Source organism: Pantoea sp. S18 (assembly GCF_045689705.1).
GTDB classification, from domain to species: domain Bacteria; phylum Pseudomonadota; class Gammaproteobacteria; order Enterobacterales; family Enterobacteriaceae; genus Pantoea; species Pantoea symbiotica.
In genome coordinates this window covers 910031-929202 of the sequence record NZ_CP142689.1, presented here as the reverse complement: position 1 = coordinate 929202, position 19172 = coordinate 910031, and the positions used below count along the sequence as shown (strand labels likewise).

20 protein-coding genes are annotated in these 19172 nt (G+C 54.6%); 11 read left to right on the top strand and 9 right to left on the bottom strand.

Going from position 1 to position 19172, the window contains the following annotated elements; translation table 11 throughout:
• Window position 1: 1 nt before the first annotated feature.
• Both VIJ98_RS24220 and VIJ98_RS24215 read left to right on the top strand, forming a co-directional pair.
• Entirely contained in the window at window positions 2-943 is a 942-nt protein-coding gene (locus tag VIJ98_RS24220; protein ID WP_323271761.1) for a sugar phosphate isomerase/epimerase, read from the top strand.
• 97 nt (window positions 944-1040) lie between these two features.
• Window positions 1041-1385, top strand: a complete 345-nt coding sequence (locus VIJ98_RS24215) for a helix-turn-helix transcriptional regulator (protein WP_110867017.1) — start codon at window positions 1041-1043, stop codon at window positions 1383-1385.
• Here the strand turns inward: VIJ98_RS24215 and VIJ98_RS24210 are convergent.
• Window positions 1378-2568 (bottom strand): MFS transporter, encoded by a 1191-nt coding sequence (locus VIJ98_RS24210; protein WP_323271760.1) that lies wholly within the window; start codon window positions 2566-2568, stop codon window positions 1378-1380. The genes VIJ98_RS24215 and VIJ98_RS24210 overlap by 8 nt on opposite strands.
• 133 nt (window positions 2569-2701) lie before the next feature.
• Window positions 2702-2905 carry a hypothetical protein gene (locus tag VIJ98_RS24205; protein WP_323271759.1) on the bottom strand — a complete coding sequence of 68 codons (204 nt, stop codon included), beginning with the start codon at window positions 2903-2905 and terminating at the stop codon, window positions 2702-2704.
• A 159-nt stretch (window positions 2906-3064) separates the two neighbouring features.
• On the opposite strand from VIJ98_RS24205, the gene VIJ98_RS24200 reads away from it, so the two are divergent.
• A complete protein-coding gene (locus VIJ98_RS24200; RefSeq protein WP_036649391.1) occupies window positions 3065-3304 on the top strand; it encodes a type II toxin-antitoxin system RelB/DinJ family antitoxin in 240 nt (79 codons plus the stop codon).
• A gap of 74 nt (window positions 3305-3378) precedes the next feature.
• On the top strand, window positions 3379-3912 hold the full coding sequence (locus tag VIJ98_RS24195) for a sterol desaturase family protein (protein ID WP_154156598.1): 534 nt from the start codon (window positions 3379-3381) through the stop codon (window positions 3910-3912).
• On the opposite strand, the gene crtB is transcribed toward VIJ98_RS24195, so the two are convergent.
• From crtB to VIJ98_RS24170, 5 genes are read right to left on the bottom strand one after another with little or no spacing between them, the layout of a single operon-like run.
• The gene (gene crtB, locus VIJ98_RS24190; protein WP_154156597.1) at window positions 3851-4780 is read right to left on the bottom strand and encodes a 15-cis-phytoene synthase CrtB; all 930 of its coding nucleotides are present in this window, start codon (window positions 4778-4780) and stop codon (window positions 3851-3853) included. The genes VIJ98_RS24195 and crtB overlap by 62 nt on opposite strands.
• Entirely contained in the window at window positions 4777-6258 is a 1482-nt protein-coding gene (locus VIJ98_RS24185) for a phytoene desaturase (protein WP_323271758.1), read from the bottom strand. The genes crtB and VIJ98_RS24185 overlap by 4 nt, the downstream gene beginning before the upstream one ends.
• Complete coding sequence (crtY, locus tag VIJ98_RS24180) at window positions 6255-7421, bottom strand: lycopene beta-cyclase CrtY (protein ID WP_323271757.1); 1167 nt, start codon at window positions 7419-7421, stop codon at window positions 6255-6257. Before crtY ends, VIJ98_RS24185 begins: the two co-directional genes overlap by 4 nt.
• Window positions 7421-8698, bottom strand: coding sequence for a glycosyltransferase (locus tag VIJ98_RS24175; RefSeq protein WP_323271756.1), 1278 nt, complete (start codon window positions 8696-8698; stop codon window positions 7421-7423). Before VIJ98_RS24175 ends, crtY begins: the two co-directional genes overlap by 1 nt.
• 14 nt (window positions 8699-8712) lie before the next feature.
• Window positions 8713-9618: a polyprenyl synthetase family protein gene (locus tag VIJ98_RS24170; RefSeq protein ID WP_323271755.1), complete on the bottom strand. Its 906-nt coding sequence runs from the start codon at window positions 9616-9618 to the stop codon at window positions 8713-8715.
• A 189-nt stretch (window positions 9619-9807) separates the two neighbouring features.
• On the opposite strand from VIJ98_RS24170, the gene VIJ98_RS24165 reads away from it, so the two are divergent.
• From VIJ98_RS24165 to VIJ98_RS24150, 4 genes are all read left to right on the top strand, one after another.
• On the top strand, window positions 9808-10269 hold the full coding sequence (locus VIJ98_RS24165) for a helix-turn-helix domain-containing protein (protein ID WP_061719050.1): 462 nt from the start codon (window positions 9808-9810) through the stop codon (window positions 10267-10269).
• Window positions 10269-10844 (top strand): PIN domain-containing protein, encoded by a 576-nt coding sequence (locus VIJ98_RS24160; RefSeq protein ID WP_312665431.1) that lies wholly within the window; start codon window positions 10269-10271, stop codon window positions 10842-10844. The genes VIJ98_RS24165 and VIJ98_RS24160 overlap by 1 nt, the downstream gene beginning before the upstream one ends.
• Window positions 10845-10980: 136 nt before the next feature.
• The gene (locus tag VIJ98_RS24155) at window positions 10981-11922 is read left to right on the top strand and encodes a 2-hydroxyacid dehydrogenase (RefSeq protein WP_323271754.1); all 942 of its coding nucleotides are present in this window, start codon (window positions 10981-10983) and stop codon (window positions 11920-11922) included.
• A 118-nt stretch (window positions 11923-12040) separates the two neighbouring features.
• The gene (locus tag VIJ98_RS24150; protein ID WP_323271753.1) at window positions 12041-13222 is read left to right on the top strand and encodes an FAD-binding oxidoreductase; all 1182 of its coding nucleotides are present in this window, start codon (window positions 12041-12043) and stop codon (window positions 13220-13222) included.
• 45 nt (window positions 13223-13267) lie between these two features.
• On the opposite strand, the gene VIJ98_RS24145 is transcribed toward VIJ98_RS24150, so the two are convergent.
• Window positions 13268-14695: a trehalose-6-phosphate synthase gene (locus VIJ98_RS24145; protein WP_323271752.1), complete on the bottom strand. Its 1428-nt coding sequence runs from the start codon at window positions 14693-14695 to the stop codon at window positions 13268-13270.
• A 280-nt stretch (window positions 14696-14975) separates the two neighbouring features.
• Between VIJ98_RS24145 and VIJ98_RS24140 the strand changes: the two genes are divergently transcribed.
• Both VIJ98_RS24140 and VIJ98_RS24135 read left to right on the top strand, forming a co-directional pair.
• Entirely contained in the window at window positions 14976-16001 is a 1026-nt protein-coding gene (locus VIJ98_RS24140) for a Gfo/Idh/MocA family oxidoreductase (protein WP_323271751.1), read from the top strand.
• Window positions 16002-16461: 460 nt separating this feature from the next.
• A complete protein-coding gene (locus VIJ98_RS24135) occupies window positions 16462-16953 on the top strand; it encodes a GNAT family N-acetyltransferase (protein WP_323271750.1) in 492 nt (163 codons plus the stop codon).
• 186 nt (window positions 16954-17139) lie between these two features.
• Here VIJ98_RS24135 and VIJ98_RS24130 read toward each other — a convergent pair whose 3' ends face one another.
• Entirely contained in the window at window positions 17140-17847 is a 708-nt protein-coding gene (locus VIJ98_RS24130) for a phage antirepressor KilAC domain-containing protein (RefSeq protein WP_323271815.1), read from the bottom strand.
• A 337-nt stretch (window positions 17848-18184) separates the two neighbouring features.
• On the opposite strand from VIJ98_RS24130, the gene VIJ98_RS24125 reads away from it, so the two are divergent.
• On the top strand, window positions 18185-19168 hold the full coding sequence (locus VIJ98_RS24125; protein WP_323271749.1) for a capsular polysaccharide synthesis protein: 984 nt from the start codon (window positions 18185-18187) through the stop codon (window positions 19166-19168).
• Window positions 19169-19172: the final 4 nt, after the last annotated feature.

Sequence of the window (19172 nt, the reverse complement as noted above, 5' to 3'; positions counted from 1 at the left end):
CATGAAACTTTCGTTTTGTACTGATAGCCTGGGTCATCTGCCGTTTGAACAGATGCTGGATAAATTGCTGGAACTGGGTGTTTACGGCGTTGAGATGACGACCGGTGGCTGGTCACCGGCACCGCATCTGCGTACCGAAGAGTTGCTGGCGAGTGCCACACAGCGTCAACAGCTGCTGCAGGCGCTGGAGAGTCGCGGCATGTCGATTGCGGCGCTGAACGTGTCGGGTAATCCGCTCGATCCGGGCGAATTGGGCAGCAAGCACAAGCGTGATACCGAAAACGCGCTAGCGCTGGCCGGTGAATTGGGCGTGAAGAAAATCGTGATGATGAGCGGCCTGCCGCCCGCCAGCCCGCACGACACCATTCCAAACTGGATCACTTATACCGTGAGCTGGCCGCCGACGCTGAAAAACTGCCTCGATTATCAGTGGAATGAGGTAGCGATTCCTTACTGGCAGGGGCTGGTGCAGCGCGCCAAAAACAGCGGCGTGGAGAAGTTTGCGCTGGAGAATTTCAGTTCGATGCTGGTGTGGAATCCGGAAACCTTGTTCCGTCTGCGCGACGCGGTCGGTGATATGGTCGGCCTGAACCTCGATCCCAGCCACCTGCTGTGGATGGGCGCGGACCCGATTGCCGCAGCGCGCGCGCTTGGCCCGGCAATTCATCACTGCCACGGCAAAGATGTGCGTCTGGAGCGCGGGCTGGTGGACATCAACGGTCTGCTGGAAACCAAGCCGGTGGAAGATGTCGCCAATCGCGCGTGGAACTATGTTGCCGTTGGTTGCGGCCAGGATCTGCAGTGGTGGAAAGAGTTCTTCTCGGTGGTACGCATGATGGGCTACAACGATTGGGTATCGCTGGAGATGGAAGATCTCACCATGTCGGTGGAAGCGGGCGTGACCTCCTCGATTGCGGCGCTCAAGCAAACCATTAGCCAGTAATGTCAAACCCACGGCGGGCAACCGCTCGCCGTGTTCTGTACATCAAGCCTTGCCTGCCTGATAATTCGTGGTTCTATCCACTATTCAGAGGCACGCCATGCTGGAAAACCACCCACAGCGCGACGAAATCAGGCTAGAGAATGTGCTGGCGGCGTTGGGCAATCCGATGCGCATGACGGTGATCAGCATTCTGGCGGACGGCGGTGAACACACCTGCGGCTCGTTGCTGAAAGGCGTCTCCAAATCCACCTTAACTCATCACTGGCGCGTGCTGCGTGAGGGCGGCATTATCTGGCAGAAACCCTCAGGACGTGAAAACCTGCTGTCGCTGCGACGCGACGATCTCGATGCCCGTTTTCCGGGTTTGCTCGATTCGCTTTTAAGCGCCACCCAGCAGGATCCCTTGACCCGCACCACGCTGGATGATTTCCAGGTTAAATAACCCGCGCACGCCCAGCCAGCGTAGCCACAATCATCTGCAACCCCGCAATCACTAACAGCAGCATCAGCGGCCACTGCCAGTTGCCGCTGACATCATGCAGCAGGCCAAAACAGAGCGGGCCCAGCGCCGCTAATCCGTAACCGACGCACTGCGCCATGCCTGACAATCTCGACGCCTGCAAATGATCATGGGTGCGCAAATTAAACAGCGACAGGCAAATCACCATTGATGCGCCAGCGCCTAATCCCGCCAGAATCAGCCACAGCAGCGCATAATTCGGTGCCAATAACAGTCCGGCGACAGCGACAAAAATCGACAGTGAGGCGAGAAAACCAATCGCCCGCTGATCGCGCATTTTCTTCAGTGCACTCATGCAGGCCAGATTCGAAACGATGGCCACAATTTGATAGACGAACAGCATGCCGCCCGCTTCCAGCTGGCTAATGTCGCTGTCTTGCGCAAAAGGCGTAAACCAGCCAATCAGGGTGTAAAACACCAGCGACTGGCAGGCCATAAACAGCGAAACCTGCCAGCCTAAGGCCGCGCGCCACGGTGAGCGCGTTGACGTGCTGTTGGCGCTGTTTTTTGCCTGAGAGGCGGGTTTTTTCAGGTACGGCAGCCAGGCTAACAGCGCGACAATCGCCGGAACCAGCCACACTGCTAATGAGAGTCGCCAGCCCGCGCTGCTCAGCTCTGCCAGCGGCACCACCACGCCCGACGCAATGCTGGCGGTGATTGCCATGGTCATCGCGTACAAGCCAACATATCGCGCGGTGTGTTCGGTGAAATCACGCTTAATCAGCGGCGGCAGGAGCACGTTGGCCGCCGCAATCCCCGAGCTCAGGATGATGGTTCCCGCCCACAATGCAGATTCACTGCCGCTGATACGCAGAATCGATCCCAACGTGATGAGCAGCAATGCGCCCCATAAACTGCGCTCGAGACCAAAACGGTTGCCGAACCACGCGGCGGGTGGCGCTAAGGTAGCGAACATCAACAGCGGCAAGAAGTTGATCACGCCCGCCGCGCTGGCGCTCAAGCCAAACGTCAGCCGGATGTTTTCCAGCACCGGGCCGACCGCGGTAATTGGCGTGCGCAAGTTGGCCGCTGTGAGCAGCAGTAAGAACAGGAAAAAACCAGAACGACGCAGAGCAGGATTCGCAGATAACGCGGTATGGGTCATATTTTCGCACCATAGCAATGAGGCAGACCGAGTCTGCTTATGGTGCGTTGGTTGACGTTAACGCTTACGCAGCGGCGATTGACCGCTGAAAGGAGGGCAATACTAACGAGTGAGTGGGGAGATGTAAAGTCGGCTAGAAGGTCCTGTACTCATCTGACAAAAGCCCACACAGATCTGAAATTCGGTTAAGTTCCTGCAAGCCGCTGAGTTCTTCTGCGGACAATCTTCCAGTTTTAATCACATCACCAGAATCAGGCAGGTTTTTATCTTGTGGACGTTGTAAAACATTATCCTGAACAGGTTGTTCATCAATGGATTTAGAGACGATTTTTAACATTTAAGCGCTTTTCCTCTTCAATTTACTGATCAGGTGAAAGAAGCAGATTGGGACTTTTTGAAAATCACGTCCATGATCATCAACAGGAATTGCGGCTTGCATAAGGATGAATTAAAGATGAAAATTGTGCGCACAAACGTGATTACAGCGAGTGAGTTTATGGCCAATATTAATCTCAGAATCGATGATGATTTAAAAGCGCGTGCTTTCGCCGCGCTTGAAAAAATGGGCATTACTCCCTCAGAGGCATTGCGCCAGACCCTGGAATACATTGCTGATAATGAAAGACTGCCTTTTAAGAAAACCTTATTAAGTGATGAAGACGCCGAATTAGTGGAGATAGTGCGTGAGCGCTTACGAAATCCGCAGCCTGTAAACGTAACGCTGGATGATCTGTAATTATTTTCTCAGCTTGCGCCATCGCTCATCCGCGTCCACCTTTAGTATTTCCCTTTTCCACAAATGGACGAACAATGCTCTGGTTATGGAACGTGCTTATCTTGTTGGCAACCGTGGTGGTGATGGAAATCGTCGCGGCGCTGTCGCATAAATACATCATGCACGGTTGGGGATGGGGCTGGCATTTGTCGCACCATGAACCGCACAGCGGTAAGTTTGAGCTCAACGATCTTTATGCGGTGGTGTTTGCGGTACTGGCGATTGTGCTGATTTATGTCGGTGTGCAAGGCATGTGGCCGCTGCAGTGGATTGGTGCCGGAATGACGACTTACGGTGCGCTCTACTTCATGGTGCACGATGGCCTGGTGCATCAACGCTGGCCGTTCCGCTACATCCCGCGCAAAGGCTATCTTAAGCGCTTATACATGGCGCACCGCATGCATCATGCGGTGCGCGGGCGTGAAGGCTGCGTGTCATTTGGTTTCCTCTACGCGCCACCGCTGAATAAGCTGCAAGCCACGCTGCGCCAGCGTCACGGACGTAAAATCAACGAGGACGCTGCCACAGACCAGCCGGACGCGGTTCAGGACGAGACACGCGCGAAGTGATCGCCAAACCTGCCCCTTTCACCAGCAGCGCCAGTTTTTCACCTTTACTGGTGCGCTGACGTGAATCCCAGGCGTGCACACCGGCATGCTGAACTTTCACCCCAATTTCGCGATAAACGCCGCGAGCCGTAGCGATGGCCCACGCCGAGCGCAGCGGCAAGCCCGGTAAGCCGGATCGCGCCGAGTGATAATAGGGTTCCGCTTCCGTCACTAAACGCGCTGCCAGCGTGGCCAGCGCCGCGCGATGTTGCGGCGCTGTCAGCGTATCGGCGCGTAATCCCGCCTGATCGAGCCAGGTTTGTGGCAGATAGCAGCGGCCATTTTCGGCATCTTCAACGATATCGCGCGCAATGTTAGTGAGCTGGAACGCCAGTCCTAAATCGCAGGCGTGATCGAGCACCGCTTCGTCGCGCACGCCCATCACGCGCGCCATCATCAAACCGACCACGCCCGCGACGTGATAGCAGTAGCGCAGCGTATCGTCGAAGCTGGCATAGTGTTCGTCGCGTGCATCCATGGCGAAGCCTTCCAGATGATCAAACGCCAGTTGCTGAGGCAGCTGGTGAATGATCGCCACTTCCTGAAACGCCCTAAACGCCGGTTCATCCATGTGCGCACCGCTGTAGGCGCGACGCGTTTCAATCTGCAGATGCTGCATACGTGCCTGCGCGTCTTCGACAGCATGCTGCGTGCCGCCTTCACCCAGCGTTTGCCCATCAATCACATCGTCGCAGTGACGACACCAGGCGTAGAGCATCAGCGTGCTACGGCGCGTCGGTGCATCAAATAGCTTGGCGGCGGTGGCGAAACTCTTCGAGCCGACCGCCATGGTTTGTGTCACTTGCTCAAGTAAAGGCTGTCGATTCATTCGGCGCGATCCTCTAGCATCAGCCTGGCGGTGGCCTTGGCCGAACCGATTACACCGGGCACGCCCGCGCCCGGATGCGTACCGGCACCCACCAGATAAAGATTGCTGATATCGGCATCGCGGTTATGCGGGCGGAACCAGGCGCTTTGCGTCAAAATCGGCTCCAGCGAGAACGCCGAGCCGTGATGGGCATGCAGCGTGTCGCGAAAATCAAACGGGGTAAACATTCTGTGTGTCACTAATTGCTGACGTAATCCCGGCATGTAGTGCTGCTCCAGATAAGCAAAAATTCGATCGCGCAAGCGCGGTCCTTCCTGTTGCCAGTCGATGTCAGCGGTGCCGAGATGCGGCACCGGCGCTAACACATAAAAGCTGCCGCAGCCGGGCGGTGCCAGCGACGGATCGCTGCTGCAGGGCGCGTGCAGGTAAAGTGAAAAATCTTCTGCCAGCTGGCTGCTGTTAAAAATCTCATCGATCAACTCACGATAGCGCGGACCGAAACAGACGGTGTGATGCGCGAGCTGTTCATGCGGCTGATTAAGGCCAAAATAGAGCACAAACAGCGAGTTGCTCATGCGCTTACGCTTCAGCGATGTCGCACGTTTGATTGCCAGCGGATGATGGCGCAGCAGTTTGTCGTAGGTATGCACCACGTCGGCATTGGAGGCCACAGCAGCGGCATCGAAGCGTCGTCCGTCCTCTAACTGAACGCCGCTAATGCGGTTGCCGCTGGTTTCCAGCTGGCTCACTTCGGCATTCAGTAACAGCTCGCCGCCCAGGTCCTCAAACAGTTGCGCCATGCCCTGCACCAGCGCGCCGGTACCGCCACGCGGAAACCACACGCCCCATTCACGCTCCAGCGCATGAATTAAGGTATAGATCGATGACGTTGCAAAAGGATTACCGCCCACCAGCAATGAGTGAAAGGAAAATGCCTGACGCAGATGATCGTCCTGAATAAATTTCGCCACCATGCTGTAGACGCTGCGCCAGGCTTGCAAACGCCCCAGCTGCGGCGCGACGCGCAGCATGTCACGCACCTGCAGAAACGGCACCGTACCGAGTTTCAGATAACCCTCTTTAAACACTTCGCGCGAATAGGCGAGAAACTGACGATAGCCTGCAACATCTTGCGGATTGAACGTGGCGATCTGCTGCTCCAGCAGCGGCTGATTGTTGTCATAATCGAGCTGTTTGCCATCTTCCCAGCACAGGCGATAGAAAGGCGTTACCGGCATCAGCTCGACGTAATCACTTAGCGATTTTCCCGCCAGCGTGAACAACTCTTCAATCGCGCTGGGATCGGTGATCACCGTTGGTCCGGCATCGAAGGTAAAGCCGCTATCCTCAAACACATAGGCGCGTCCGCCCGGTTTGTCACGCTGCTCGAGTAAGGTGGTTGGTATGCCCGCCGCTTGCAGGCGAATCGCCAGCGCCAGGCCGCCAAAGCCTGCGCCAATCACATAAGTGCGTTTCATTTTTTCTTCCCTGGTTCGACAGAATTCAACAGCGCACGCAGCGCTTCACCGATGGGCACCGGCGGCTTGCCGCACAGAATTCGCGTTTTATCGCGCAGGCGCAGTTGCCCGGCGTAAAAGCGGCTAATTAACCCGGCATCAAGCCGGTAAAAGCGTTGCATCACGCGCCAGCGCTGCTGCGGCTTGCCGGCCAAAAACAGCATGCGGTTCAGCAGGCGGAAAAATCGCTGCTCGCGCCACTGCTGACGGGCAAAGCGTTCGATGTATTGGCTGAGCGTACTGGCATCGGTGGGCAACAGCGCTGCTACTAACTCCGCCAGCGCCACGGCGGACGGCAAGGAGTAACCGGTGGTGGCATGAAACAGCCCGGCGCGCAGGCCGCTGCACGGTTGGCCGCGCTGCTGTTGCCAGAATCGATCGATATCGCCGCTCAGGGTAATCGGCAAAATGCCATGCTCTTCACGCAGCAGCGTGCTAAGCCGCCAGCCTTGCTGTTTGGCATAGTCGGCGATGTGCTGACGAGCGGTGTGCTCTGCCAGCGCGGGCTGGTTAACGTAATGGGTATCTTCAATCAATAGCCGATCGGCGCTGAGCGGCAGCGTGTAAACAAACCGATAGCCCGCTTGCTGATCGACGGTGGCATCCATCAGGATCGGCTGTTGCAAGCCGTGCGGCTGCGCCAGCTGCCACTCTTGTCCAAGAAACACCTGATAACCCAGCTGCAGATGCGGCGTCGGCTGCAGGCCGCGACCATCAATTACCACTTGCGCATCAAGCTCACGACCATCCGCCAGCGTCACCTGCGTGGGTTTTACCTGTTGTACGGCTGTGTTTGTCCACAGATCGTCACCCATCGCCGCGTAAAGATGCCGGGCAAAATCGCCTGACGCGATGGAGCAATAATCCCCATCCAGATTGCGGCGCAGCGCAGAAAAACGCACTTGATAACCGGGCCAACGCGCCGTAATCAGCGGTTGCAGCCAACGCAGTTGTTCGGCACTGAGATCGCTGTGATGAAACGACCAGGTATGATTACCGGCCGGATGCGCGTCGCTCTCCAGCAGCAGGCATTTCAGCTGCGGCTGCAACTGACGCAGGCGCAGCGCAATCAAGCCATTCGCCAGTCCAGCGCCGACCAAAATCACATCGTATTGCGCGCGCATCAGGTCGCCTCCGCCAGCACAACTTGCTGCTGGCACAGCGCCTGCTCGACGATGTCAGCCGCACGCTGGCAACCGCCTGCGCGCTGCAGTTGTGCCTGTATCGCTGGCATCCGTAGCGCGTAACGATCGTCGGTTAGCAGCTGTTGCAAATGTTGCTCCAGTTGATGAACGCGGCTGAAGCGCGATGCGCGGCGACCGACGCCATGCCACTCAATGCGCGCCGCCACGCCGGGCTGATCAAAAGCAATCGGCAGCGCCAGCATCGGCGTGCCGCATTCCAGTGCTTCCAGCGCGCTGTTTAAACCGGCATGAGTGATAAACAGCTGTGAGTGCTGCAGGGCGGCACGTTGATCGACAAAATCCGTCACCCACGCCGCGCCAGCGAGCTCCAGCTGATGCGTCTGTTCGGCGTTTAATCCCCCGCAATGGGCGATCACCAGCGACAGCCGCAGCTGGCGGCACGCCTGCGCCAGATGCAGAAACAGCCGGAATCGATGGCCTTGCAGCGTACCCAGCGAGGCATAAACCACCGGCTGGCGCAGCGCCGGCCAAGGCGCATGAATCGGCGCAGGAGAAACCGGGACGCGCAGTGGTCCCACGGCGTGATAGCAGGCGGGCAATTGCTGACGTGGAAAATCAAAGGCCGGCACCATCTGGCTGATTTGTGCCAGCGGCGATAGGCACTGATGTAATCCGCGCCGCTCCGTCAAATTAAACGCCCGCGCGTGTTTGAGGATCACCTCGCCGTGATGACGCATGATGCGATCATAGATATCGCTGCTGGCCTGAAAACGTTTCAGCGCTTTCTCATCCTGTGCAAAACGGAAGGGCATCACCGCCAGCGGAATCCCGGCTTCACGATTGACCGGCAAGGCGCAGGCCACCGAAACAAAGGGCAGATGCAGCGCTTCAGCAACCAATCCACCTGCCGCTTCCATTTCGTCGGCGATCACGCCATCGATGTTCAACGCTTTCAGTACCGCAGGCAGTTCGCGGCACAGCATATCGGTGCAGGACGCCAGATCGTTGATCACACGAAACAGCGACAGGCCGCCCGGCGAAGCCAGCCGATGCAACACGGGCGCCAGCGAGCCGGCAGGATGCGTCTGTTGGCCGACGGCAACAAAATCGATGCGTTCGTCGCTAAGCAAAGTGCGGGCATCAGCTTGCTGGATGAATGTGATGCGATGGCCGCGCGGCAGCAGCGTTTGTGCTAACGCCTGCAACGCGTGAAAGTGGCTGTAAAGCGGCGGCGCGATCACCGCAAAGTGGCCCACCGGCGGAGCCGCGCTCAGTTGAACATCGCTAGCTGTTGATTAAACAGCGCGTGCATATATTGGCGAGTGGCGATGCCGCGATGGCAGGCGCAGGCAAGGTGTGCATCGGCGCTACGCAGGTGATCGCGTAAGCGACGTTCCGCGCCGTCAGCACCGAGCATCTGTACCAGCGTGGATTTGCCCTGATCCTGATGCACATCTTTACCCGTGTGTTTGCAACCGTCGGCGAGGTCGTCGAGCAGCTGAAACGCCTGGCCGAGATCCTGGGCGAAGAAGCTAAGACGTTGCCGCACCTGCGGTGAAGCGTCAGCGGCAATCGCCGCCATTTGCAGCGTAGCGCGAAACAGCACGCTGGTTTTCAGTTCGTTGGTCAGGGCGATCGCTTCCGGGCTGCGGCTCTGCGCACCGTCGTGCAGATCCTGGAACTGACCTTGCACCAGACCTTGCAGGCCGACGGCAGCAGAGAGTTCGGCAATCGCTTCAGACTTATGCATGGCAGGCAAACCGGGTGCAATGGCAATCACTTCAAATGCGCGACTCAGCAGCGCGATGGCGGCGAGGATTGCCACGTTTTCACCAAACTCGCGGTGTACGGTAGGGCGACCACGACGCATCTGCGCGTTATCCATCGAGGGAATGTCATCCAGAATCAGCGATGCCGCATGTACCATTTCCACTGCACAGGCGAGATCGAGAACGCCATTTTGCGTCAGCTCGCAACCCATATCGCGCGCTGCCAGCAGCAGTAATAAAGGACGGATGCGCTTACCCTGCGCCAGCGTACCGGCACGCATCGCGGCACGCACGCGATCGCTTTGCTGTCCCGCAGGCAATAAATGTTCAAGATGCGCCTGTAAAATTTGCTGCAGCTGAAGGAGTTCGCTTGTCTGATGTGCTGTGGTGTCGACATGGGTGGTCATAATGGCTATCCATGGTTGGTGAATTTTTTATGCTTTTTGATTAACCGTAGACTGCGTAAGGTGAGTTCGCCAGCGAGGGCCGTGTGGTTAATCTACGTTTCGTTTATTTCGAATGTTGCTTGTTTCGTTTATTGCGATTATTATTCTGTGACTGCAATTAGCAACCACAAACAATTAATTGGAAAACGCATGAAAAACTCAATTCTGGATAGCTTGAGCCTTCCGGCTCCGAAGGAGATTGAGGCCGCTTTGCGCGGACAGAGGGAGCTCGCAACGTATCTATCCACCAAGCAGGAAACACAAAAAATAACTATTCAGGATGCAGACAACGAAACGCATCAGATTGAACTGCCAACGTCAGCTCTGACACTACTGATGGCTGTTTTAGGTGAGTTGGCGGTGGGAAATGCGGTTCAGGTTGTTCCTGTACACGCAGAATTAACTACGCAGGAAGCGGCGAATATTTTAAACGTTTCACGCCCACATCTGGTGAAACTGTTAGAGCAAGGTCAGCTTCCCTACCATAAAACAGGTCGCCATCGTCGAGTGCTTTTTGCTGATCTTATGCAATTCAAAGATAAACGTGCGCAAGAGAGTAATGAGGCAATGCAGGAATTGGCCGACCAGGGACAGGATCTCAATTTCTACTGATGAACCATTCACCTTATGCGGTTGTACTGGATGCGTGTGTGTTGTATCCATCGATACTGCGCGATGTTTTGCTTCGTCTCGGTCTGACGGGGTTATACCAGCCAAAATGGACGGCCACCATTCAGGATGAATGGCAGCGTAATTTACGTATCAACAGACCAGAGATCACTGACGATCAGTTGCTACGAACTCAGGCATTGATGAATAAAGCGCTTCCTGACGCAATGGTGTCGGGATTTGAATCGCTTATTGCAGGCATTACATTGCCAGATCCTGATGACCGCCATGTTGTCGCGGCTGCTATACGCTGCAAGGCTGAAGTCATTGTCACCATGAACCTGAAGGATTTCCCAGGAAAGCTGATGGCTGAATTCGATATTGAAGCCCTTCACCCTGACGAATTCATCATGGATTTGTTCGACTTGAATCAGGCGCTGGTTTTGAAAGCAGTGAGTGCGCAACGAGCCAGTTTCAGACATCCAGTAATGGGCGTCACGGTTTATCTGGACTCGCTATTACGACAAGGTTTACCGATGACAGTAAGCGCATTAGACAAGTTTCGTTTTCTAATTTAGCAACGATTGAATCGCTATGCTGCTGCATGGCATTTATTTCAGCGTGATCTTATTAGCGAAATAAGTAACAGCAACGCCGTAACATAAATAACTCCGTTAGGCTGGTGGTAAATAAATACCGCTAATGGACAATAAAATGACGAATACCAAACCTGCCGTGCTGATTATTCAGCCGCTGATGCCGCAGTTAGATAGTAAACTCACGCAACATTTCCACTGCCATCGCTTATATGAGCAGCAAGACGCAGCGCAATTTATTCAGCAGCATGGTAAAGCAATCAAAGCCATCGTCACGCGTGGCGATGTCGGGGTTGAAACTGCACTGCTGGAGCAATTGCCAGCGTGTAAAGCGATTGCCGTATTCGGCGTCGGCACCGATCGTATCGACCTGAAATACACGGCCGCACACGATATTCAGGTCAGCATCACACGTGACATTTTGACAGACGATGTCGCCGATTTGGCGCTGACGTTAACGCTGGCGTTCTCGCGTAATTTGGTGGCTTACCATCAGTTTGCCAAATCCGGTGCATGGGAAAATAACGGCGTTGAGCTCTCCAGCCGCGCCAGCGGAAAAAGAATCGGTATCGCCGGATTGGGCGCGATTGGCTTAGCGATTGCGCGCCGTGCCGAAGCGTTTGGCATGGAGGTGGCGTATACCGCGCGTTCGGCGAAAGACGTCAGCTTTAAGCGCTGCGACAACATCGAGCAACTTGCTGACTTTAGCGATTTTCTGGTGCTGGCCCTGCCGGGCAGCAAAGAGAATTTTCAGCTGGTAAATGCCAAAGTGCTGACGGCGCTCGGCAAACAGGGCGTAGTGATCAACATTGCGCGTGGCACGGTAATCCATGAACCCGACCTGATCGCTGCATTGCAACAGGGAACCATTAAAGGTGCCGCGCTGGATGTTTATCCGGATGAACCGAAAATTAATCCCGCGCTACGTGAACTGGAAAATGTGCTTTTAACGCCGCATATTGCCAGTGCAACTCATGAAACGCGTGCGCAAATGACCAATAATGTGCTGGAGAATTTGTTGGCCTATTTTGCTGATGGGAAGATTCTGACATCGGTATAATTTAAGTATCCGGATAAAGATGAAATTCTTATATCCAGATAAATTATCCCTATTTAGTAATAGCAATTTACGCTCAGCCAGGCTGTTATGATAGCGGCACTCAATTCAGGAGCCCATTATGACAGCACAGAAAATTGCCATTATTGGCGGCGGCGTTATCGGATTAGCGGTGGCGCGCGCCTTAGCGTTGCAGGGCGTTGAAGTCACCGTTTTCGAACAACAACACATTGGTGCGGGCACCAGCAGCACCACGTTTGCCTGGGTGAACTCCAACGGTAAACAGCCGCAAAGTTATCACCTGCTTAATGCGCTCTCGATGGAAGAGCATCTCAAATTGCAGCACGCGCAGCCGAACGGGTTGCGCTGGCTGGAAACCGGCGGTACATGGGAATGGGCCGCCGAGGGCGATGCGCAGCAACGTCTGCTGCAGCGTGCGACGTCGCTGCAATCAGCGGGATATGTGGCGCGTGAAGCGTCGCCCGCAGATGTGCTGCGCGATATCCCGGAGCTGCAGGCGCAGGCCATTAGCGGCAGCGTATGGCACTTCCCGACAGAATCGGTGCTGCATCCGGCGCTCTATCTGGCGCGCTTATGGTCCGAAGCGAAAGCGCGCGGCGCGCTGCTGTATCAGCATCAGCGTATCAACAGCATCAGTGAAAGTGCCGATCGCGTTACGCTGGATCTGGAAAACGGCGAGCAGTGGCAGGGCGATCGTATCGTGTTAGCCACCGGACGCTGGGCCAATCAGCTGCTGAATTCACTCGGACTCAACCTGGCGTTGCTGGATACCAGCAAACCGAACGCCGTGGCCTGCAGTTTTCTGGTGCGCACCGCGCCGCAGCCGCTGTCGCTCAGTGCCAATCTCATCTCTCCGCAACTCAACGTACGCCCGGACGGCGGCGGACGTTTGCTGCTGCAAGCGTTAGAGCTGGATCACCTGGCCGATTCTGCTGCACCACCATCAATCACCAGCGATATCGCCGCGCAGTTCCGCGCGCGTTATCACGCGCTGTTTGCGGATGCGGGCGAGTTGCAAATTGAACAAATCGTCGTAGGCCAACGTGCCCGACCTGCCGATGGTTTACCGGCAATCGGTTATGTCACAGCACATCAGCGCGTCTATGTGGCGGTAACGCACAGCGGCATCACGCTTTCACCATTGATTGGCAAGCTGGTGGCTGAAGAGCTCGTCAGCGATGTAGCAAGTGACCTGCTCAGCGATTACCGCCCGCAACGTCTGCTGGGGAAAAGCGTGGAAGAGTTTGCGCCGATAAAGCGTAATTTTCCGGCGGCGCAATAACGTCCGGGATGATGGCCGCCCGCAGGCGGCCTCATCCATTTTGAATCAATAACGCAATCGTCCGCTAAAACCATTGGAAATCATCGCACTCGACTTTAGCGTTAAATCGAATTCCTGTTCTCGTGGCTCCAGAGCGTAAATGAAGCTTTCAGCCCATTTGTGGCAATCATGCAGATGCAGATTTTTTAGCAGGCTGGCGTGACGTTCGCGACGCACTGAAAGCGGCATGATGAGCGCGGTATGAATGGCATCGGCGATGGCGTCGGGATCGTAAGGATTCACCAACAGCGCGCCCTGCATTTGCTCGGCGGCGCCGGCAAACTGCGACAAAATCAGCACGCCGGGATTAGCATGATCCTGCACGGCGACATAGGTTTTCGCCATCAAACTCATTCCGGCTATCAGTGGTGTAACCAGCGCCACGCGCGCCGCACGGTAAAATCCGTACAGCTCTTCACGTGAATAGTGATTGCTCAAATAACTCACCGGATACCAGTTCAGCTCGCCGTGCACGCCGTTCATTTCGCCGCAGCGGGTTTCTAAATCGCGCGACAACGCCTTGATGCGATGGCTGTAGCCTGACGCCGCTGAAGCCAGCTGCACCAACGAAAACTTGTGGTGATACTCCTCGTGTTGACGCAGTAAAACTTCTATCGCGCTAATACGGTAGGGCGTGCCAGTGCTGTCGTCAAAATGCCCGCCGCTGAGGATGAGATTCTCCGGTAGGGTGTCGCGACACTGCTGCTCCATATACTGGCAGCTATTACTTTCAGCCAGCGCGCTGGTTTCGGTGGTATCAATGCCCACCGGGAATACGCCGACGCGAATCTGGCGGCCATGAATACGCAGCGTGTAAGGTGTTTGGCGTTCGCAACGGAATCGGGATTCAATCCAGGCGGTGAAATTGTTCATGTCGTGGGTGGTCTGGAAACCAATCAGATCGGCGCATAATAGGGAATCGGCCAGATAGCGCCAGTTCGGCACCGATTCAAATGATTGTCCCGCCGGGAAAGGTTGATGGAAAAAGAAACCAATGCGATTTATCAGGCCGACATCGCGCAGCATTTTAATGCTGGGAATCAGGTGATAATCCTGTAACCAAATATCATCATCGGGCATGGCATATTCACTAATGGCGCGTGTATAAGTTTCATTCAGTTTCATATAACCGATTTGGCTGCTGGTAGAAAAGCGCGCCATATCGGGACGCTGATGAAATACCGGCCATAATCCCTGATGGATATATTGGTGATAACCTTCTTCATATTCTGATTTGGTTAAGCGGAAAGTCAGCGTGTCGAAGTGTTTACCGCTAGTAAAATTCAGCTCACGATGAGGTTCAGTGGTAAAAGATTCAAACTCGCCACTCCATTTCACCCACATGCCCCCACGCCGCGTCAATATACTTTCATAAATACATGAAAGCGTTGAGTGGTTGTTTTGATTGTGTGATACCAATATTAAGCCTGACATATTTTTTACCCGTTGCTTAATCTGCCCGTTATTAATATCTGGCAGGGGATTTGAAAGAGGGTGGCGTAATAATAATTGAATGATGCCGCTCATTATTTTCTTTGATACACATCCTTCACGCTGTCGATGAAAATAAGTTATCCGACCTGCCCGTAAAAAAGCCGTAAAAAAAACGTTCAGAACTATAAAAATTTAATACATGTGATTTATTAAATTCTACCCGCTCAGGCTACAGCAACTATCATTAGCCTCGACACTAACGATCTTTCACGGAGACAGCATGAAAATTGGCATTGTGGGTTACGGTACCGGCGGCAAACATTTCCACGCACCTTTCATTGAAGCAGCAAACGGATTAGAGCTGGCGGGCATTGTTGCACGCGCGCCTGCGACCATCGCAAAAGCAAATGCGGACTATCCCGATGTGCCGATCTTCGCCAGCCTGACTGAAATGCTGGCGGCGGGCGTGGATATCGTCACCATCACTACGCCACCGCAAACCCGCCGTGAACTGGTTCTGGAAGCGATTGACGCCGGTGTGGCGGTGATCGCGGATAAACCCTTCGCACCCGATGCCAAAACCGGGCGGGAACTGGCTGCTGCGGCCGCTGCTAAAGGCGTGGTGTTGAGCGTCTATCACAACCGCCGTTATGACGCTGATATTCTGACGCTGAAGAAAGTCATTGAACAACAGCAAGTTGGCAAAGTTTGGCGCTTGCATAACCGCATGGATTTTGATGACGCGTTGACGCTGGAAGGCGGTGAAACTGGCGGGCTTTTGCGCGATCTCGGTAGCCACATCGTGGACCAGGCTATCTGGCTGATGGGTCCGGTGAAATCGGTGTATGCGCAGTTGGATATTGTCGAATTACTGGAAGGTCCTACCGATGCCAGTTTTGTGCTGACGCTAACGCATCACAACGGCACGCACTCCTATGTTTCTGCCACCAAACTCAATCGCATGGTTTGCCGCGAACTGCGCTTGTACGGCGAAAAGGGCAGCTATCTGTCGCAAGGCACTGATGTGCAGGCGCAGGCGATTTTTGCCGGTAAACGTCCGGTGGATGATTTAGCGGGTTGGGGCTACGAGCAGCGCGATCGTTGGGGCATTTTGCATCATGCTGAAGGCGACGAAGCGGTGCCATCGGAGCAGGGCGCTTATCATGCCTATTATGAAGCGTTTGCCGACGCGGTGCGCAACGGCACCGAACCGCCGGTGACTACTGAGCAGGCGATTGAAGTGTTAGCGGTGCTGGATGCGGCTTTTGTCAGTGCGCGGGAAAACCGAGTTGTGACGCTGGAGTAACAATTTTTGGTCGCCATGAATGGCGTAAGGCCGCTCAGTTTAGCACAGAGCAACTTTCGTTCGCCATTTGCTGAGGCAGTTGCAATACCTACGTGCGGCGACCGAGCAGAGAGCGCCTGGCCGCGCCCTCTGCACTCCCGGGCCTTGCGCCAGCCCAACCCGCCGCTTCGCGGTACCTTCACTCATTCACGATTCCTGACGGACCGGTGTCGATTCGCTCCTGCTCAGCGCCACCTCTCGCCGCATCCATGCGGCTCGCCCTGGAATCCCTCATTCGCTCAACGGTTTGGGATGTCGCCTCAACACCCGCGCTGCAGCAGCAGTGCGTATTCTTAACTCACAATCGTTGCAAATCCCGTAGGGTTGCCATTAATGGCAACCTTGTACGCATTTATGCGCACCGGGACATTCGGCCTGTTAGAATGACCGCTGTTCAGGAGTGACTCGAAGAGGTTTAGTTGTGTCGACGTTAGTATTTAGAGAAGCCAGCCTGGCCGATGTGGATCGTTGTTACGCGATTGAGATTGAGGCTTATGAAGGTGATGAAGCCGCCACGCGTGAAAAGATTGCTACCCGCATCACGCAGTATCCGCAGGGATTTTTATGTCTGGAAACCGAGGGCAAGGTGATTGGTTTCATCAACGCCGGTTGCGCGTGGGATGTGGTGATGTCGGATGAAGCATTCAAAGAGTTAATCGGCCACGATCCCGCAGCACCGAACGCCGTAATTATGTCGGTGGTGCTTGATCTTGCTTATCAGGGCAAAGGTTATGCGTCGCTGCTGATGCGCGAGTTTATCGACCTGATGAAGAAAATGGATAAGCGAACCATTCATCTGATGTGCAAAACCCAGCACGTCGAGCTGTATAAAAAATGGGGCTATCAGTACGTCAAACCGTCCGAGTCAGACCACGGCGGCATGGCGTGGCATGAGATGCTGATGACACTGTAATTCGTCGGGTCGCCATGAATGGCATAATGCCGCTCAGTTGAACATTGATTTGCATATGTATGCAGGTGCGCATGAATGCGCACCCTACGAAAAACGCGCCAAACCTTTGTAGGGTCGCCATTTATGGTGACCGAAAGGCGCTTAACTGACGAGCATTACGCCATTCATGGCGGCCCGAATCTCCCCTCAAGCAGCCACACTTTTCGGCTGAGCCGACAGATGTCCCGCCCATAAACTGGCCACCCATTTCACGCCTTTGGCGGTAAAACGCGCTTGTGAGAAAGCATGTTGATTCTCGCCACGCCCAGATCGTAAGGTGAAATAACCCGCTTGCAAATGATGCTGCTGCGGTGCCAGCGTGCCTTTTTCGCGATACATGATGTTGCGTTCTAACAGGAACTCACGAAACTCGGTTTCCTTGACCTTCAACATCTTGCACAGCTGACGAAAGCCGAGCGAATCTTCGATCTCAACAAAGCGATCAAAAAATTCAGCCTTGGGTGCAGACAACGCGAGTTGCTGCTCAGCCGCCCGGCGCTGCTCAAACTGTTCCGCCCAGGCGCGGGCCGCTTCCGCCGGATTAGTGAAATCAGGCAGATGGGTAAATTGTTCGCGCTGCTGCCAGAGATCGAGTAATTCCGCAGTGAAGCCAGGCGAAAGCCGGGCAACGGCAAGTAATGAATCGCGTTTGTTGAGATGAAACTCCTGACGCACTTCACCCTGATGCTCATACAGATTCACCGTCAAAGGTTGGGAAAGACGCTGTGCGGTTTCCAGGCTTTTAACCAGGCGCTTCACTTCGCCGTGCGTGATGCCCGTGACATGGGCAATTTCGCGGCTGCTCATCATCATCGATGCATTCAAAGCAGACAGACTTTCCGTTGAGATCATCATCATTATCACCTCTTGCAGACTTACTCAGCCTTGTAGCTGTTGAATAAGTATACGCATCACTGTTTATATATCCAGTATTATTTTTAACCGTTCACCTAAGTTGTTCGGCTTTGCGTAACGTTTCACAAAGCCAGCGCAGTCCCACGAAATACCTGCGTATTCTCTTAAAGTGAGGTTTTCGGGGTTTATTAAATTGTCGCGATGAGGGCTGTTTGATAGTTTTGAGCCAATTTTCCGGGCTTTTATCGGCTTTCTGCAGCATTACGTGCAGGGCTGATGTGTGCCTTTTTTTAACAGCAATAAGTAGTTAACTGGCGGCTATGCTGCTGGAGAAACGATGAAAAAGAATAAATTTAAAACCCATCTGGTCTCATTAGGTTTACTGGCGGAAAAAAAGCTGACCAAACGCCAAACGCTGCCCGATTACAATCCCGCCGCAGAGCAGGATATTAATTTGGTTGCGCGCCAGACCGCACCTGCGGCCATTCCGCGTCAGATTTGGATGTATTGGGAAAGCGAAACGCTGCCGCGAGAAGTGCAGATTTTTGTCGACAAGATCGTGCGTGAAAATTCCGGTTATCTGGTAACGGTCATTAATAACCTGAACATCCAGCACTATCTGCCCGATCTGCACTTCGTGCATCAGGATATGCGTCCTTCCCATAAAAGTGATGTGATCCGGCTGGAGTTGCTGCATCGCTATGGCGGAATCTGGATGGATGCCACCATCATTCTCAACCGCACAATGGACGAATTGCTGGCGGTGAATGTGGACGATCGTTATGACCTGATCGCCTTCTACCGCGACAGTTCCACACTGGATAAAGCCTATCCGGTGATCGAATCCTGGTTCCTGGCCGCGCCGAAAAATAACGCCTTTATTGCGCGCTGGCTGCATTTTTTCCGGCCGATTGTGGAAGTAGGCGCCGATGAATTTTTCCGTCGTCTGCTCGCGCTGCCTGATTACGAAACCATTGTTCAGGGCATTACGCCACCGGATTATCTGGTGGTGTATATCGCGCAGCAGCAGGCGTTGCGTGAGAACAATCAGTACAACTTCTACCTGCGTAAATGCGAGGCCAGCGCGTTGCTGTATCAAAGTCTGGTGGAGTGGCGCCCGGTGAAGCTGAGCCGCATGCTGATGGTGGATCGTCTGCCAGCAGTGTTGCCGCCGCTGACCAAACTGACGGGATTTGATCGCAAATATCTCGATACCAACCTGAAATATGGCGTGGTGAACAAAGACAGCTTATTGGGTCAGATTCTGTTAACTAGTGCCCGCCCGCAGACACCGATTCCGGCGCTGACCAGCAAGGCATAGCGCA

What these genes read in the sequence shown, in the direction of transcription:
- VIJ98_RS24160 (WP_312665431.1), top strand. Translation starts at nt 10,269, where the DNA reads ATGAACCATTCACCTTATGCGGTTGTACTGGATGCGTGTGTGTTGTAT.
- VIJ98_RS24155 (WP_323271754.1), top strand. Translation starts at nt 10,981, where the DNA reads ATGACGAATACCAAACCTGCCGTGCTGATTATTCAGCCGCTGATGCCG.
- VIJ98_RS24165 (WP_061719050.1), top strand. Translation starts at nt 9,808, where the DNA reads ATGAAAAACTCAATTCTGGATAGCTTGAGCCTTCCGGCTCCGAAGGAG.
- VIJ98_RS24195 (WP_154156598.1), top strand. Translation starts at nt 3,379, where the DNA reads ATGCTCTGGTTATGGAACGTGCTTATCTTGTTGGCAACCGTGGTGGTG.
- crtB (WP_154156597.1), bottom strand. Translation starts at nt 4,780, where the DNA reads ATGAATCGACAGCCTTTACTTGAGCAAGTGACACAAACCATGGCGGTC.
- VIJ98_RS24185 (WP_323271758.1), bottom strand. Translation starts at nt 6,258, where the DNA reads ATGAAACGCACTTATGTGATTGGCGCAGGCTTTGGCGGCCTGGCGCTG.
- VIJ98_RS24215 (WP_110867017.1), top strand. Translation starts at nt 1,041, where the DNA reads ATGCTGGAAAACCACCCACAGCGCGACGAAATCAGGCTAGAGAATGTG.
- VIJ98_RS24130 (WP_323271815.1), bottom strand. Translation starts at nt 17,847, where the DNA reads ATGATGATCTCAACGGAAAGTCTGTCTGCTTTGAATGCATCGATGATG.
- VIJ98_RS24125 (WP_323271749.1), top strand. Translation starts at nt 18,185, where the DNA reads ATGAAAAAGAATAAATTTAAAACCCATCTGGTCTCATTAGGTTTACTG.
- VIJ98_RS24210 (WP_323271760.1), bottom strand. Translation starts at nt 2,568, where the DNA reads ATGACCCATACCGCGTTATCTGCGAATCCTGCTCTGCGTCGTTCTGGT.
- VIJ98_RS24220 (WP_323271761.1), top strand. Translation starts at nt 2, where the DNA reads ATGAAACTTTCGTTTTGTACTGATAGCCTGGGTCATCTGCCGTTTGAA.
- VIJ98_RS24140 (WP_323271751.1), top strand. Translation starts at nt 14,976, where the DNA reads ATGAAAATTGGCATTGTGGGTTACGGTACCGGCGGCAAACATTTCCAC.
- VIJ98_RS24205 (WP_323271759.1), bottom strand. Translation starts at nt 2,905, where the DNA reads ATGTTAAAAATCGTCTCTAAATCCATTGATGAACAACCTGTTCAGGAT.
- VIJ98_RS24150 (WP_323271753.1), top strand. Translation starts at nt 12,041, where the DNA reads ATGACAGCACAGAAAATTGCCATTATTGGCGGCGGCGTTATCGGATTA.
- VIJ98_RS24200 (WP_036649391.1), top strand. Translation starts at nt 3,065, where the DNA reads ATGGCCAATATTAATCTCAGAATCGATGATGATTTAAAAGCGCGTGCT.
- VIJ98_RS24145 (WP_323271752.1), bottom strand. Translation starts at nt 14,695, where the DNA reads ATGTCAGGCTTAATATTGGTATCACACAATCAAAACAACCACTCAACG.
- VIJ98_RS24170 (WP_323271755.1), bottom strand. Translation starts at nt 9,618, where the DNA reads ATGACCACCCATGTCGACACCACAGCACATCAGACAAGCGAACTCCTT.
- crtY (WP_323271757.1), bottom strand. Translation starts at nt 7,421, where the DNA reads ATGCGCGCGCAATACGATGTGATTTTGGTCGGCGCTGGACTGGCGAAT.